Origin of the sequence: Methanosarcina sp. DH2, assembly GCF_020804225.1 — an archaeon.
GTDB lineage: Archaea > Halobacteriota > Methanosarcinia > Methanosarcinales > Methanosarcinaceae > Methanosarcina.
Genome location: NZ_WJBI01000019.1, coordinates 19,747 through 35,471 on the forward strand (window position 1 = coordinate 19,747; position 15,725 = coordinate 35,471).

Sequence of the window (15,725 nt, forward strand, 5' to 3'; positions counted from 1 at the left end):
GGTAACAGTCAGGGAAATTATGGAATTTTAAAAAGGATGATCGGATGTACACGAAAAAACCGACAACTCCAGAAGACGTGATTGAGAGGGCATATCAGGGAAAATGTACTAAAGAAGATGCCCTCCTCCTGCTTGAAGGAAACCCGTTTGAGCTATTTGAGCTCGCTAATGATCTGCGCGCCAGTACGGTAGGCGACACTGTCAGCTATGTGGTGAACAGGAATATCTATATTACAAACAAATGCGTCGGAAACTGCGGATTCTGCGCATACAGGACAGAGAAAGGATATATACTGAGCGTCGAAGAGATCCTGAAAAAAACGGAGGAAGCCAGAAAAGCCGGAGCTGTGGAAGTCTGCGTCCAGGGTGGGTATACCCCCGAAACTGACATGGAGTTCTATCTTGAGATTATCGAATCAATAAAAGCCGAATTTCCTGACATGTGTATTCATGGCCTTTCCCCCATGGAAATAAATTATGCAGCAGAAATCTCAGGCATGTCCGTTGAAGAAGCCCTGCGCAGGCTTAAAAAAAGTGGGCTTGACTCCCTCACCGGGACTTCAGCCGAGATTCTTTCCGACAGGGTAAGAAAAATTATCTGCTCTGGAAAAATCAATACGTGGCAGTGGATCGACACCATAACTGCAGCACATAAAGCCGGGATTTCCACTAATGCCACTATTATGTACGGGCATGTCGAAACGCTGGAAGAGAGACTGGATCACGTTTTTACCATCCGTGAGATCCAGAAAGAGACAGGAGGGTTTTCGGAACTTATTCCAATGTCCTTTTTGCCCTACAATAACCCGATAGGGGAGAAGATGCTGTCATCCGGAAAGTTCTCAAGCACAGGGCTTGAAGACCTGCAGCTCATAGCCATTTCCCGCGTAATCCTGCATACCCATATCAATAACATCCAGGCCACATGGGTAAAATTGGGAAAAAAGCTCGCCCAGGTAGCCCTCCAGTGTGGAGCAAACGACCTGGGAGGTACGCTCATCGAAGACCAGATCTCTACAGCATCCGGAGGCAGCCATGGGGAATACGTATCTCCGGCAGAATTTGAGTGGATGATAAAAGGGGCAGGAAGGATTCCCATGCAGAGGGATACCCTTTACCGGAAGGTCGATCCGCGGTTTTCGGGACCTGAAGGACTGCTTCCTGGTTATGAAAGAGCGGAAATAGGCAGCAAGGAATAAGAAACCTGAAAACGGAATTCCTCTAAAAAATTCCTCTGAAAGAGTTCCCCTGAGACAAAATGAGGAAAATACGAAAAACGAAAATGTGCAGGAGTCCAGATGAGAGCCGTAATCCCCTATAAGAAAGCCAGCGCAAAATCAAGGCTGTCGCCTGTCCTTAGCCTGGAAGAAAGGGAAGAGTTCGTAGAACTCATGCTGAACCAGGTAATTGATTCTCTCAAGGAAACCGGAATCGAAAAAATTGACATTCTCAGCCCTTCGGCCTACGGACTTGAAGGAATGAAGAAAGCAAGAGTCTTGCTGGATGAAAAAGACCTGAATGAAGCCCTTAACAGATACCTCAAAGAGGCCGGAGAGCCTATCTTTATTGTTATGGCTGATCTGCCTCTTCTTTCTCCGGACCATATAAAAGGGATAACTTCAACTAAAAAGGATATATGTATCGTCCCCGGGAAAGGCGGAGGTACGAATGCCCTGTTTATAAAGAATCCCTCTAATTATAGAGTAAAATATTACGGTTCAAGCTTTCTGACTCACTGTTCTATTGCAACAGCTTCCGGGCAAGACTTCGAAATCTATGACTCCTTCCTGGCCGGCACGGATATAGATGAACCTGAAGATCTAGTAGAGCTTCTCATACATGGAAAAGGGGCTGCAAAAGACTATATTAACCGAAAATTCAAACTCGATGTCAGCAGAGGAAGGGTCGGACTGGTTCCAGTTTGAACCCTTATAGGGAAGTGCTCCCATCAGTTAGTCTGGCGGCCCTTTCCAACAAAGAACTGGAAAAATGATTTGAAATATAAAAACTAAAGAAGAAAAATAAACTAAGAAAAAGCATTTTGATTATTTATTCTTCTTTATTTGCATAGCTACGGAAGTCTGAAATTATAAATTCTTTCTTCTGTTTGCTTTCATTTTCTCTTTTATCTTATGGCTCTTTTTTCTCCCCTTTTACAAAATCGAATTTCCGTTTTTTTCTGTCCGCGCCTCACGTGGCTGTAGTCGACCTGCCTCAAATAAATTATTCTTAATCTGCAAACCAGTTTTCAGTCCGGACAAATACTGCCCTTAATCTGCAAACCGGTATTCAATTCACATGGTAAGGCCCTCAACCAGTCTGTCTGGCGGCTCTTCAAAAAAAGAACTAAGTAGAGGAGAGAGTGAAGTAGAACGAAAAAGAGGCTTGAAAAAATAGTGAAAAGCAATAAATAGACGTGAAAAATCATTTTTTTCAGGTTTTCTATCCAAAATTTTAAATAAATCATCTTTATTAAACTATGAACGAAAAAACGAATGATTCATTGATACTAATAGTCTTTAATTCTTGAATGGATAAGCTCGATTTTATGGAATCAGCAAAATTCGGGAAGGCTATTCCCAGGATAGGTGAGCCTGTGAGATCTTTTACAGATGAAGAAAGAGAGGTCATAAGAAGAAAAATTATGGATCGCGGAAAGGACTGCTTTGCCAGATACGGGATTAAGAAAACAGGCATTGAGGATCTTACCGAAGGTCTGGGAATCTCAAAGAGTTCTTTCTATTCTTTTTTTAATAGCAAAGAGGATCTCTTTCTCCAGATTTTTAAAGAGGAGCAGGAAGTTTTAAAGGACAGCATACTAGAAAGTTCCTTCCTGAAATATAGGTCTGAACCTGATAAAGCTATCAGGGCTTATCTCTGGTATGTTTTGCATGTTGTGGATAATCACCCAATCTGGAGAAAAGTTTTAATCGAGAAAGAACATCTTGAGCTGATAATTTCCCGGTCCTCTGAGGAAGAAATTAAAAATATTCGTAGAAACAATGTGTCAATAATTCTTCCTTTTTTTGAAGAGTGGGCAGCCGCCGGGCTTCTTATTGACAAACCTGCCAGGATCCTTGCCGCAACCACACAGGCCGTCCTTTCCCTTCTCCATTTCAGGAACGAAATCGAGAAAGACGATTTTCCTGAAGTTATGGACACTTTTATTGACCTGCTGGCAAATAATATTACGAAAAAAGGTATATAGATCCAGGGCATGAGTTTTAAGGAACAGAAGCCTCCTACTTAGTATAAATTAATAGAATTTTCTTCGAAGGTAAAAATATAATTTGTGAAGATATATCATAAATAATTTTATACTAAAGCGATTGCATCAAATATTGCTTTCTGAAGAGAGTTAACATACTAAAAAATATACTACGGGTTAATAATGAAATGTATCATAAAGGTAACTGAAGGAGAATTCTATAATGAGTGCATTGGCACAGTAGCCAATAACTTTAAAGTACATAAATACAATAATTGTGGAAACTGATTCGAAAAAATAAATTATATTAAGCAGATAGATCTGAATTCGAAGATTACCTTTCTCAAAAAGAAATTTAAGTAATAGTAAATAGATCTTAAGAGCCAGAAAAGATTTATTAACAGAATGTTATTTCCGAAAGCATTGTAATCAAAAAAGAGATATTCAGGAATTATATAAAAGTCATTAGTTTAAATAATGCGGCATTATATTGGTGAGTCTTTCGATTCTCGCCAAATTATTTGCAAGAGATTGTGTCTGCTGTTAAAGATCATGATTTACCTTTAAAAGTTACAGGTGAGCTGGTGAGCATCAACATAAACAGATATAAATGTGGATATTGTGGGGCCTGTGTGGGAGTCTGCCCTAAAGGAGCACTCGAACTTGTGGAAACCTGGATTGAAGTAGATGAAAATGTCTGTATCGTGTGCGGGATATGCGATCGCATCTGCCCTGTAGGAGCAATTGAGGTAATGAAATGAAGGACATGTATGATGTTCTGGTGATAGGAGCCGGCCCTGCAGGCTCCATTGCTGCTAAAACAGCAGCTGAGAAAGGGCTTGATGTACTTTTAATTGAAAAACGCCAGGAAATAGGTGATCCTGTACGCTGTGCCGAAGGCGTAAACAAAGAGTTTCTTAAAAAACATCTAGAGATCGACAAACGGTGGATCTGTGCTGACCTTAAAGGTTCCTGTATTTACTCTCCGGACGGTACAAAAATAGAGATGGCTGAGGAACTCTCCGGAGGAGAGGTCGGCTATGTACTCGAGAGAAAGGTCTTTGACCGTGCCCTTGCGGAGCAGGCTGCGAAGGCCGGAGCTGAGGTCAGGGTAAAGACAAGAGCTACAGGTCTTATCATTGAAGACGATTTCGTAAAAGGGGCCAGGCTCATGCATCTCGGGAAAGAGTACGATGTGCGTGCCAAAATAGTAATAGGGGCTGATGGAGTCGAATCAAAGGTGGGCAGGTGGGCAGGGATTGACACAGCCCTGAAACCCGTAGATATCGAGACCTGTGCCCAGTACCTTATCGCAGGCACGGATATAGACCAGGAGCACTGTGAGTTCTACATAGGAAATGAGATCGCACCCGGGGGGTATGTCTGGATATTTCCTAAAGGAGAAGGAAAAGCCAATGTGGGAATCGGAATTCTGGGAAGTAAGATGGGGAAATTCAAACAGAGACCGGTCGACCATCTGAACGATTTCCTGCAGAAAAGGTTTCCGGATGCCCGGATAGTTGAGATGGTTTTCGGCGGAGTCCCGGTGTCAGGCAGCATCGAGAAAACTTCAGCTAACGGGCTGATGCTTATAGGAGACGCTGCACGTCAGTCAGACCCTATTACAGGCGGAGGGATTCTCAACGCCATGGATGCAGGTAAGATGGCTGGAGAAGCTGCTTACACAGCTATATCCGCAGGAGATGTCTCACTGGGAAAGCTTGAAGAGGTCTATGAAAAAAGGTGGAGAGCTACAATAGGACATGACATTGACATGAGCCTTATCGTTAAGAACTGCTTTATCAACCTTTCCGACGATGACCTTGACTCGCTTGCTCATTCATTAAAAGACGTAAAATTCGAGAGAATGAGCCTCCTGGATCTGTTACAGGCTCTCTTCAAAGCCAATAAAAAGCTGCTCTGGGATCTTCGCATACTTTTTAAGGATGCAGCAAAAGAAGTAATAAAGAACAGAACATAATGCCTGAAAAACAGGCATCTTTTTTTCTATTGTTCTTTTTTGAGGCCTTTTAAAGGAAAAATTCTTTCTCTAAATTTTACTTTTCCCAGGTTACCCGAATTTTTTCACGTAATCTTAACTTCCCGAGTTTCGCTTCGGGATCACAGGAAATCGAAGATTTTCTGGGAGTTGCACTGCAAGTGCAACAGCACGAGGTCTGTTTCACTCGCTTCGCTCGCTCAAGCGGACTAATTTATAAAATCACAGATTTTACTTCCCGAATTGCGCTTCGGGATCACAGGAAATCAGAGATTTTCTGGGAGTTGCGATGTAATCGCAACAGTACGCTGTCCTTTTCGCTTCGCTCAAGAGGACTAAATTAAAGATATTACTGCGCAAAACACTCTTTTTCATCTTTATTTTTACTTCTTTTTTGACGAACCGTCAGATAAGCTGGCAGAGTATTTTATAAGTGTGAGTTGAAAAGCAGTTTCCGGGGATAAGAAATTGCTTTTCTGCCATGGAATGTAGTTTCTCCGTAGCATCTATCATGGCAGGGCGGCTGTAGCTCTCCGAGGTGCGGGAGAGGACATAAAAATATGTATTTTCGCATATTCGTAAATATCAACTGACTGGTCAGGAATTGCTGTCCAGCTTCGCTCAGTTAACTCTTCATTCCATTTTTGCTTGAAGCTGAAAAGGGGTATTACTGAAAATTATTTGTTCCAGAACTCCGGCGTAAAGAGCACAATTACAGTGTAGACTTCAAGCCGTCCAATCCACATATTTGCTATCAGGATTAATTTTCCGAGAGGAGGGATCGGGTCAAAAGTACCCATCGGGCCTACCACATTAAGGCCTGGACCTACGTTCCCGAGAGTAGCTATGGAGGCAGTGATAGAGCTTATAATATCCATACCCAGCACCGAGAGGATAAGTGCGCTTGAGATAAAAATAAGAAGGTAGATCACCACAAAAGAGAAAATAGAGTTTATAACCTCGTCTGGCACATTTTTATTATTGAATTTTACACTTCTTACGGCTCTCGGATGAAGGGCCTTGAAAAGTTCTACTCTTCCGTGTCTGAGGAGCATAAGGACGCGCACAACCTTAATGCCTCCGCCTGTAGAGCCGGCACAACCGCCAACAAACATAACAAGGAGAAGCACCATTTTACCAGATTCGGACCAGAGGTTAAAATCCGTTGTGGCAAACCCGGTAGTTGTCATAATGGAAACTACTTGAAAGATCGAAAGCCTGAAAGAGTCAAAAAGACCTGTACCAAGGTCGCGATAGAGCAGGAGAGTCAAAAGCCCGGTTGCTGCAAGGGTGAGGGCTGTATAGAAGCGGAATTCATCATCTCTAAGAAGGAAGTCCTTGTCAACATAAATCGCCCTGTAATGTAGGGCAAAGTTTGCGCCTGCGATGAACATGAAAAAAGTTATTATGAATTCAACAAGAGGGCTGTTAAAGGCTTCAATGCTCAGCCCATAAGGCGAGAAACCTCCGCAGGCCATTGTAGTAAACGTGTGAGTTACTGCATCATATAGCGAAAGTCCTGCAAGCAAGAGAGCAATAACCTCCACGAATGAGATTACAAAATAGACCATCCACAGAATCTTTGCGGTTTCCCTTATTCTTGGTTTCAATTTATCTTCTGTCGGGCCCGGGGCTTCAGCCCGGAAAAGTTGTCGTCCGGCAACTCCAAGTTTGGGCAGGATAGCAATGAACAGCACAATAATTCCCATACCGCCCAGCCATTGCATCATGGACCGCCAGAAGAGAATGCCTTTAGGATAGCTTTCTATATCAGTAAGGATTGTCGAACCAGTAGTGGTAAAAGCCGACATGGATTCAAAAAGAGAATTGAGGGGGGAAATTCCTTCCAGGACGAAAGGTATTGCCCCGAAAACCGCAGCAGCAAGCCAACCCAGGGCAACGATCGCAAAGCCTTCTTTGCGCATCCAGTCTTCGTCGGTTTTATAGGAAAGCAGGATTAAACCTGTAAGGACGGTTATTACTATAGACACAAGAAAAGGTGTCAGATTTTCCCCGTAATAGTACGAGACTCCGAGAGGAACAACCATGAGCATCCCGAGAAGCCTGAGTAAACCGCCAAGCACATAAAAAACAATCTTAATATTCATGCCGATCCTCTGTTTTTGCAGCTTATGACCCTTTCAATGTATTCGTATTTATTCCTTACTTATAGTTTCGGACGTAGATATTTACACTTAACTCCCAAGATGCGTTATACCACGGAAACATCGGAGTTTTCATTTGAAATTAGTGAATTATTTTAGGATTTGACTACAAATAATTTCTCAACGTGCGGGACAGCGGAAGATAGAGCAAAAACAATGACTCTATCACCTTCCCGGATGACAAACTCTCCTCTGGGGATAATGACCTCATCCTTGTGGACAACCATGGTAATGATTGCACCTTTGGGAAACTTGACCTTGTTGAGCGGTTTTCCTACAATTTTTGACTGACTGGATGCCGTATATTCGATAATTTCGGCTTTTTCGCCCTCAAGAGTTGCAAGGGCCTCTATGCCTTTCCCCATTGTAAGTTTGAGGACCTCGTTTACGGTTGCTGCCCTCGGGCTTACTGCAATATCGATTCCCACCATCTCGAAAAGAGGTACATACTCCGAACGGTCAGCTCTTGCAATCACTTTTTTGGCGCCCATTTGCTTTGCCAGAAGAGCGCAGAGAAGGTTCTTTTCGTCGCTGTCCGTAACTGCAATAACAACATCCATATCCTCAATATTTTCTTCCCTGAGAAGGCTGACATCAGTGCCGTCCCCGTTTAGTATAAGGGCATTCTCCAGTACCTCGGCTACTTCTATGCAGCGGCTCTTTCTGTTCTCAATGACCTTGAGATCCGCATTTTCATCCTTATCAATAATCTTGGCAAGGTAAAAGCCTACAATTCCGCAGCCAATAAGGAGAATTCTATTTCTGTGGTGTTCTTCGTTCCCGAAAATGCCCTCGAGATTTTCCATGGCTCTGGGCTTGCCCACAATTACCATGTGGTCATTTGCTTTGATTAAATCGTCCCCTCGAGGGATGATTATTTCTTTTTCCCGAAAAATCGCACTGACAATACAGCAGTCGTCAAGCTTGAGGTCCTGCATATGCTTTCCTACAAACCTGTTATCGGGGCGGATGGCAAATTCCATCATCTGGACTTTACCTCCTGCAAACATTTCCGCATCTATTGCAGAAGGGTTTGAAAGAACCTCTGCAACTTCCGAGGCGAGAGCGAGTTCAGGACAGATCATAATGTCCACACCAACCTGAGCTCTGGAAGTAACAGGCACATCAATATAGTCAGGGTTACTAACTCTTGCAATAGTTTTTGTTTCTCTCCAGCCTTGATGGGACCTTATGATCAATTTTGCGGTCATACAGGCAACAATGTTAACTTCATCAACCCCGGTGACAGCCACGAGAATATCCACATTGGAAAGGACACTTGCAAGAATATCGGCATTTGCACCGTTTCCTTCCACGACCTGAACATCAAGCTCATCCGCCCTTCTCAGGGCGTCTTCGTCTTTTTCGATAACAATCACATCATGTGTGAGGGAAAGAAACTTTGCGATATGATATCCAACTTCTCCTGCTCCGATGACCACTGCTTTCATAAGATTCCCTCGAAGAAAAGACTATTTCCAGATAGATTACCCTGCTTGCTTAAGTAGTCTTTGGAGAAAAAAAACGTAAATGGGCGGATTTCTAATAAATGGTGTAGTGGTAGAATTAATAACAAACAAAAAAATAAAAAATTAAGATTAATAAGATCCAAAGCATATACACAGATGGGAAATGGAAGTTAAAAACCTGAATATCTGGGGAAAAACAGAGTCTGAAAAAGTTCAGAGATATCTGTTTTTTTAGTATGTGAGAGTTTACCTGTAGGAATTTACCGGTAAAAGTTCTCATTCAGGAGTGCCAGAAATCACTTGTAAAGAGCACCAGCACAGTATAAACCTCAAGCCTTCCGACCCACATATTGTTAATCAGGACGATTTTTCCCAGGGGAGGAAGCATTTCAAAGTTTGCCATGGGTCCGACGACATTAAAGCCAGGCCCTATATTTCCAAGAGTAGCGATCGAAGCTGTGGCAGAACTGATCATGTCGACTCCAAGCAAAGTCAGGAGTACCGCACTGAAAATAAAAACTGATATATAGATCACAACAAAAGAAAGTATGGACTGTAAAACATCATCCGGTACTGCTTTGTTATTAAATCTGATAGGGCTGACAAGTCTCGGATGAATAAATTTAAACAATTCTCTCCTCGCATACTTTAACATCAGCATAAAACGCACGACTTTCATGCCGCCTCCTGTAGAACCTGCACAGCCTCCTATAAACATGACTGCAAAAACCAAAATCTTTGCCGAATCTTTCCACAGGTTAAAATCAGTTGAAGCAAAGCCCGTAGCTGTCATGATAGAGGTAATCTGGAATATGGCATAGCGGAAAGAATTGAAGAGAGAAAATTCCATATCTTTGTACAGAACGAGGGTGAGCAAGCCTGAAAATCCCAGAAGAATATAGGTATAAACCCTGAATTCCTCGTCTTTGAACAGGAGGTCCTTATCAATTTTGATAGCCCGGTAGTAGAGAGCAAAGTTCGCCCCGGCCGCAAACATGAAAAACGTAAGAATAAACTCGATAAGAGGGCTTCCAAAAGCTTCGATTCCGGCTCCGTAAGGAGAAAAGCCCCCGCAAGCCATGCCTGCAAAAGTATGCGTAAGGGCATCGTAAAGGGACATTCCGGCAAGCATCAGAGCCACAACCTCAATAGCAGAGATAAGGACGTAAAGCGCCCACAGGATCTTTGCCGTATCTTTTATTCTCGGTTTCAGTTTATCTTCGGTGGGACCCGGAGCCTCGGCCCTGAAAAGCTGGCGACCGGCAACTCCTAGTTTGGGCAGGATAGCAACGAAGAGCACGATAATTCCCATGCCTCCAAGCCACTGGGTAAAAGACCGCCAGAAAAGGAGACTCCTGGAATAACTCTCTATATCCACAAGAATTGTCGAACCCGTTGAAGTAAAACCCGACATTGTTTCAAACACGGCATCAAGAAAAGAGACTCCCTCAAAAAGGAAAGGAATCCCGCCAAAAATAGCTGCTGCAAGCCAGGCCAGAGCCACAATGGCAAGAGCTTCTTTCTGCTGCCATTCAACACTACTTTTGATATGTGTAAGAAGCAAACCAGCAAGAAGAGTTACGAAAATAGAGACAATAAAAGGTTCCAGAGGCTCCCGATAGTATAAAGCTACTAAAAGGGGAACGAGCATTGTAAAAGCAAGAAGTATGATAATCTTCCCCAATGCATTAAAAACGACTTTATTATCCATAAAATTACTCCGATCTTAGAAAACTTACCTGAAAAACTTTTCAACTTCAGAAACCGCAGAGGCCATGGAGAAAATAACTACACGGTCTCCGTTATTGACAACGAAATCCCCCCTTGGAATTATAGTTTCTTTTCCGCGTACTACCATGTTAATGAGAGCTCCTTTAGGGAATTTTACTTTGTTTAAAGGCTTGCCGACAACCTTAGACTTCTCAGAAGCCGTATATTCTATGATTTCGGCTTTCTCGCCTTCGATAGTAGTGAGCGTTTGTATGCCTTTTCCCATGGTAAGTTTGAGGACTTCGTTTACGGTTGCTTCCCTGGGACTTACAGCCATATCTATCCCGACCATCTCAAAAAGAGGAAGGTAATCCGAGCGGTCAGCTCTTGCAATCACCTTCTTTGCTCCTAGCTGCTTTGCAAGAAGAGCGCAGAGAAGGTTCTTTTCATCGCTGTCCGTAACTGCAACAACAACATCCATATCCTCAATATTTTCTTCCCTGAGAAGGCTGACATCAGTGCCGTCCCCGTTGAGCACAAGGGCGTTTTCCAGCATCTCAGCCACTTCTATGCAGCGGCTCTTCCTGTTCTCAATGATCCTCAGGTCCGCGTTTTCTTCTCTGTCGATCAGTTTTGCCAGATAGAAACCTACAATTCCGCAGCCAATAAGGAGAATCCTGTTTCTGTGGGGTACCTGGCTCCCGAAAACGTTCTCAAGGTTTTCCATAGCTTCAGGCTTGCCCACAACTACCATGTGGTCATTTGCCTTGATCAAATCGTCTCCGTGAGGAATTATTATTTCGTTTTCGCGGAAAACCGCGCTGACAATGCAACAGTCAGCAAGCTGAAGGTCCTGCATCTGCTTTCCCACAAGTCTGCTTTCCGGATTTATTGCAAACTCAGTCATCTTTACTTTTCCTTCGGCAAACATTTCTGCATCTATTGCTGAGGGGCTTGAGAGTACATCAGCAACTTCCGAGGCAAGCGCAAGCTCAGGGCAGATCATAAGGTCAACGCCAACCTGAGCTCTTGATGTAACTGGCGAATCTATATAATCGGGATTACTAACTCTTGCTATGGTCTTAGTATCCTTCCAGCCGGGTTTGCTCTTTGTGATCAGCTTGGTGGTCATGCAGGCAACAATGTTGATCTCATCAACGCCTGTAACAGCCACGAGAAGGTCAGCATTCTGCAGGACTTTTGAAAGGATATCAGCGTTTGCACCATTTCCTTCAATTACGAGCACGTCAAGTTCATCTACCCTTTTTGACGCTTCCTCGTCTTTCTCTATAATTACCACATCATTTTTAGGAGAGAGGGCTTTTGCAATGTGATAGCCTACTTCCCCTGCACCAATAATTACAGCCTTCATAGAACACCCTCAAAAAACTGTTTTTAATGAATCTGCACTATAGGAATATATTGAACCAGAATCCATGAGCATAGGATTGATTAAACTAAAATTAATCAAGGAGTAAAGACTCAATATAAAAATAACTGAGGCGACAAAATTCAAAACAAAAATAACTGACTTGAAAGCAGTCAAAATAAAAGTAATCAAAGCTAAAATAAACATTAAAAAAATACCAGGCAAAATATTGAAGTGTAAGATGCTGCCTGATACTCGGTTATTTGTAGCAAAGTTTATCAGCGTATTTACCATCTCTGGAAATTAAACGTTTTGCAAACCAGAATTCTCAAACCTATGCTTTTGCATATCAAATACGATTCTTAGCCATAGAATTAAACAGGTATATATAAATGTTTTCGAGCTTCCGTTCAGGAAAAAATCTAACTAAAAAAGAATTCTCTAAGAAAAATTATTCTCGAAAAAAGGAAAAAAGGATAGAAAGATATTAGTAATACCGATAAATGAGTGAAAACCGGGCCAGAGCTTTCTTAACCCTCAAAGGCATCTTTTACTTTTTCGAAAAGCCCTTTGCTTTTTCTGGATTTCTCGCTCTTTTGCTTCTCAGCTTTACTCTTTTCGTCTCCTTCAGTCTTCTTTCCATTGCTCAGGTATTCGAACTGGCGAAGAAGCTCTTTCTGTTCCTGAGTAAGTTTTGTCGGGGTCTTGATTATTACTCTTACGAGCTGGTCTCCTTTACCGTGCCCGTGAATGTGCTGTATGCCTTTGTCCTTGAGTCTGAAGACGGAATGGGTCTGAGTACCTGCAGGGATGTTCATTTTGACCTGGCCGTAGAGGGTATCAACCATAACATCCGCCCCGAGTGCAGCCTGGGTGAATGGTATTGACAGTTCGGAGATTACATCGTAATCGACCCGCTTGAAGTACCTGTGCTCCATCACATGGATAATTATATAAAGGTCTCCGGAAGGCGCCCCTGGTTCTCCTGCATCCCCTTCTCCGCTGAGCCTGAGGGTCATGCCTGAGTCTGCTCCTGCAGGGACATTGACTGTTATTGTCCTTCTGCTCCGGACTCTGCCTGCACCGCTACAGACCGGGCATGGGGACTCAATTATCTGACCTCTGCCGTGACAGGTACTGCAGGTTGTGGTGCTCACGAACTGCATTCCCAAAGTTGAACGGGTGGTGCGAACCTGCCCTGTGCCGCCGCAGGTAGGGCAGCGCTTTGGGCTTGTGCCCTCCTTTGCTCCTGTTCCCGAGCAGGCAGAACATCTTTCTGTCCTTGGAATATCAATATCTTTATGAACTCCAAAAGCAGCTTCCTCGAAGGTTATGTAGAGGTCGTACTGGAGGTCTGAACCTCTCCTCGGCCCCATAGGACCTCCTCTTCTGCCGCCTCCGAAAAACATTTCAAAAATGTCTCCGAACCCGCCAAAGTCCGCGCCCCGGAAAATGTCCTCTGCACTGTATTGACCATCGATTCCGGCATGCCCGAAGCGGTCGTACTGAGCACGTTTTTCAGTGTCTGAAAGAACGGCGTAAGCCTCGGATATTTCCTTGAATTTTTCCTCAGCCCCGGCTTCCTTGTTCCTGTCAGGATGGTACTGCAGTGCAAGCTTCCGGTAAGTCTTCTTTATATCCTCGACTGAAGCATCTTTGGATAATCCGAGAATTTCGTAATAATCACGTGTGGTAGCCATCAGGATTCCCTGTTGTTTTAAAAAAGGATAAAAACCCGGAACCTGCAAGCAGGTTTCCGGTCATGCCTGCAAATTATCAGGCGCTTTTTGTTAGTGTTAATTCTCTTTAATTACTTACGCTTTTCGTCGTCAACTACCTCATAGTCGGCGTCAACGACTGTCTCATCAGGGCCCCTCGCATCAGTGCTTCCTGCTTCGCCTGCAGCCTGTTGAGCCTGCTGGGCTTTCTGATACATAGCTGTCGAAATCGGGTATACCGATTCCTGAAGAGCTTCTGTCTTTGCTTTAATCTCTTCGGCATCCTTGCCTTCAAGGGCTTTCTTCAGGTCTTCGATTGCAGCATTGACTTTTGACTTCTGGTCTTCGGTAGCCAGATCTCCGGCTTCCTTGATAGTCTTTTCCGAGGCATTGATAAGGGCTTCGGCGTTATTTCTTGTCTCGACTTCTTCCCTGCGCTTTTTGTCCTCTTCTGCATGCAGTTCCGCATCCTTGACCATGCGCTCGATTTCTGCATCAGAAAGTCCGCCGGGTTTCTGGATAGAAATGGACTGATTCTTGCCTGTCCCCAGGTCCTTTGCACCCACGTGAAGGATACCGTTTGCGTCAATGTCAAAGGTAACCTCAATCTGAGGAATGCCTCTAGGAGCCGGGGGTATGCCGTCAAGGGTGAACCTGCCCAGGGTCTTGTTTTCGGAAGCGATTCCGCGCTCTCCCTGCAGGACATGGATCTCGACTGAGGGCTGGTTGTCAGCAGCAGTTGAGAAGATCTGGCTCTTTTTAGTAGGAATGGTTGTATTCCTCTGGATGAGCGGGGTTGCAATGCCTCCAAGGGTCTCGATACCCAGGGTAAGAGGATTGACATCGAGCAGAAGGACATCTTTTACCTCTCCGCCCAGGACTCCTGCCTGGATGGCTGCGCCGATTGCAACTGCCTCGTCAGGGTTGATATTCTTGTATGGCTTCTTGCCTGTGAAATTCTCCACAAGTTCAACCACGGCAGGCATTCTTGTTGCGCCTCCGACAAGAATCACTTTGTCAAGGTCATTTGCTGTAAACTTTGAATCGCTGAGTGCACGGCGCATAGATACAAGGGTCTTTTCCAGGAGATCTTCAGTCATTTTCTGGAACTGGGCTCTTGTCAGGTCAACATCCATGTGCTTTGGGTCCCCATCAGGGCCTACTGTAAGGAAGGGGAGGTTGACGTTAGTGCTGGCAACGCCTGAAAGCTCTATCTTGGCTTTTTCAGCTGCATCCTTCAGGCGCTGGAGTACAGCCCTGTCCTTGGAAAGGTCAATTCCTTCCGTTTTCCTGAATTCTGCAAGCAGGTAATCAATAATGCGCTGGTCAAAGTCGTCGCCTCCAAGGTGCGTATCCCCACTTGTGGACTTTACTTCGAATACTCCGCCTCCGAGTTCCAGAATGGATACGTCAAAGGTTCCGCCTCCAAGGTCGTAGACAAGAATCTTCTGGTCTATGTCTCCTTTGTCAAGCCCGTAAGCCAGGGATGCAGCAGTCGGTTCATTAATGATCCTGAGGACTTCAAGCCCTGCAATCGAACCTGCATCCTTTGTAGCCTGCCTCTGTGAATCATTGAAATAAGCAGGAACTGTAATAACAGCCTGTTTTATGGTTTCTCCAAGATAAGCCTCTGCATCTGTTTTGAGCTTCTGGAGGATCATCGCAGAAATTTCCTGCGGAGCATATGCCTTCCCGTTAAGAGTGACTTTATAGCTGGCTTCTCCCATGTGCCTTTTAATAGAATAGACCGTATTCTCAGGGTTTGAGATAGCCTGCCGCTTTGCGACCTGACCCACGAGTTTCTCCCCTTTCTTAGAGAACCCAACGACTGAAGGAGTTGTTCTGCTGCCTTCGGCGTTCGGGATCACGACAGCATCCCCGCCTTCCATCACTGCCATGCATGAATTAGTAGTACCAAGGTCAATACCCAGTATCTTTGCCATATTATATCCTCATAGTTAATTATCAATTAATTATAGTTAGATTACTTGATTAGGTTGCTTATTGGATTAGTGAGTTAAATGTCTTGTAAATTTCTAGTGAGTTAAATTTCTGGTTAAATTAACCGGTAAAAATACTTCTCAAAT

Annotated in this window: 11 protein-coding genes; 5 read left to right on the forward strand and 6 right to left on the reverse strand. The window is 43.9% G+C overall.

What is annotated here, in order from left to right:
• Window positions 1-44 precede the first annotated feature (44 nt).
• The 5 genes from cofH (at window position 45) to FXV91_RS17200 (ending at window position 5,189) form a co-directional block, all read left to right on the forward strand.
• A complete protein-coding gene (gene cofH, locus FXV91_RS17180) occupies window positions 45-1,199 on the forward strand; it encodes a 5-amino-6-(D-ribitylamino)uracil--L-tyrosine 4-hydroxyphenyl transferase CofH (protein ID WP_229391905.1) in 1,155 nt (384 codons plus the stop codon).
• 99 nt (window positions 1,200-1,298) lie between these two features.
• On the forward strand, window positions 1,299-1,925 hold the full coding sequence (gene cofC / locus FXV91_RS17185) for a 2-phospho-L-lactate guanylyltransferase (RefSeq protein ID WP_229391906.1): 627 nt from the start codon (window positions 1,299-1,301) through the stop codon (window positions 1,923-1,925).
• Between the two features lie 605 nt (window positions 1,926-2,530).
• Window positions 2,531-3,208 carry a TetR/AcrR family transcriptional regulator gene (locus FXV91_RS17190; protein WP_229391907.1) on the forward strand — a complete coding sequence of 226 codons (678 nt, stop codon included), beginning with the start codon at window positions 2,531-2,533 and terminating at the stop codon, window positions 3,206-3,208.
• Window positions 3,209-3,792: 584 nt separating this feature from the next.
• Window positions 3,793-3,969 (forward strand): 4Fe-4S binding protein, encoded by a 177-nt coding sequence (locus FXV91_RS17195; protein ID WP_229391908.1) that lies wholly within the window; start codon window positions 3,793-3,795, stop codon window positions 3,967-3,969.
• Window positions 3,966-5,189, forward strand: coding sequence for a digeranylgeranylglycerophospholipid reductase (locus FXV91_RS17200; RefSeq protein ID WP_229391909.1), 1,224 nt, complete (start codon window positions 3,966-3,968; stop codon window positions 5,187-5,189). The genes FXV91_RS17195 and FXV91_RS17200 overlap by 4 nt, the downstream gene beginning before the upstream one ends.
• A 695-nt stretch (window positions 5,190-5,884) precedes the next feature.
• On the opposite strand, the gene FXV91_RS17205 is transcribed toward FXV91_RS17200, so the two are convergent.
• The 6 genes from FXV91_RS17205 to dnaK form a co-directional block, all read right to left on the reverse strand.
• On the reverse strand, window positions 5,885-7,315 hold the full coding sequence (locus tag FXV91_RS17205) for a TrkH family potassium uptake protein (RefSeq protein ID WP_229391910.1): 1,431 nt from the start codon (window positions 7,313-7,315) through the stop codon (window positions 5,885-5,887).
• Window positions 7,316-7,467: 152 nt separating this feature from the next.
• Entirely contained in the window at window positions 7,468-8,823 is a 1,356-nt protein-coding gene (trkA, locus tag FXV91_RS17210; RefSeq protein WP_229391911.1) for a Trk system potassium transporter TrkA, read from the reverse strand.
• 298 nt (window positions 8,824-9,121) lie between these two features.
• Window positions 9,122-10,552 (reverse strand): TrkH family potassium uptake protein, encoded by a 1,431-nt coding sequence (locus FXV91_RS17215; protein ID WP_229391912.1) that lies wholly within the window; start codon window positions 10,550-10,552, stop codon window positions 9,122-9,124.
• A gap of 24 nt (window positions 10,553-10,576) precedes the next feature.
• Window positions 10,577-11,923: a Trk system potassium transporter TrkA gene (trkA, locus tag FXV91_RS17220; protein WP_229391913.1), complete on the reverse strand. Its 1,347-nt coding sequence runs from the start codon at window positions 11,921-11,923 to the stop codon at window positions 10,577-10,579.
• A gap of 527 nt (window positions 11,924-12,450) precedes the next feature.
• Window positions 12,451-13,620 (reverse strand): molecular chaperone DnaJ, encoded by a 1,170-nt coding sequence (gene dnaJ, locus FXV91_RS17225; protein ID WP_229391914.1) that lies wholly within the window; start codon window positions 13,618-13,620, stop codon window positions 12,451-12,453.
• Between the two features lie 110 nt (window positions 13,621-13,730).
• Window positions 13,731-15,581 carry a molecular chaperone DnaK gene (gene dnaK, locus FXV91_RS17230; RefSeq protein ID WP_229391915.1) on the reverse strand — a complete coding sequence of 617 codons (1,851 nt, stop codon included), beginning with the start codon at window positions 15,579-15,581 and terminating at the stop codon, window positions 13,731-13,733.
• Between the last annotated feature and the right edge of the window lie 144 nt (window positions 15,582-15,725).

Bases quoted from the DNA above. Each gene is read 5' to 3' on its own strand.
- FXV91_RS17205 (WP_229391910.1), bottom strand. From the start codon at position 7,315: ATGAATATTAAGATTGTTTTTTATGTGCTTGGCGGTTTACTCAGGCTT.
- FXV91_RS17190 (WP_229391907.1), top strand. From the start codon at position 2,531: ATGGATAAGCTCGATTTTATGGAATCAGCAAAATTCGGGAAGGCTATT.
- cofH (WP_229391905.1), top strand. From the start codon at position 45: ATGTACACGAAAAAACCGACAACTCCAGAAGACGTGATTGAGAGGGCA.
- trkA (WP_229391913.1), bottom strand. From the start codon at position 11,923: ATGAAGGCTGTAATTATTGGTGCAGGGGAAGTAGGCTATCACATTGCA.
- dnaK (WP_229391915.1), bottom strand. From the start codon at position 15,581: ATGGCAAAGATACTGGGTATTGACCTTGGTACTACTAATTCATGCATG.
- dnaJ (WP_229391914.1), bottom strand. From the start codon at position 13,620: ATGGCTACCACACGTGATTATTACGAAATTCTCGGATTATCCAAAGAT.
- trkA (WP_229391911.1), bottom strand. From the start codon at position 8,823: ATGAAAGCAGTGGTCATCGGAGCAGGAGAAGTTGGATATCATATCGCA.
- FXV91_RS17200 (WP_229391909.1), top strand. From the start codon at position 3,966: ATGAAGGACATGTATGATGTTCTGGTGATAGGAGCCGGCCCTGCAGGC.
- cofC (WP_229391906.1), top strand. From the start codon at position 1,299: ATGAGAGCCGTAATCCCCTATAAGAAAGCCAGCGCAAAATCAAGGCTG.
- FXV91_RS17215 (WP_229391912.1), bottom strand. From the start codon at position 10,552: ATGGATAATAAAGTCGTTTTTAATGCATTGGGGAAGATTATCATACTT.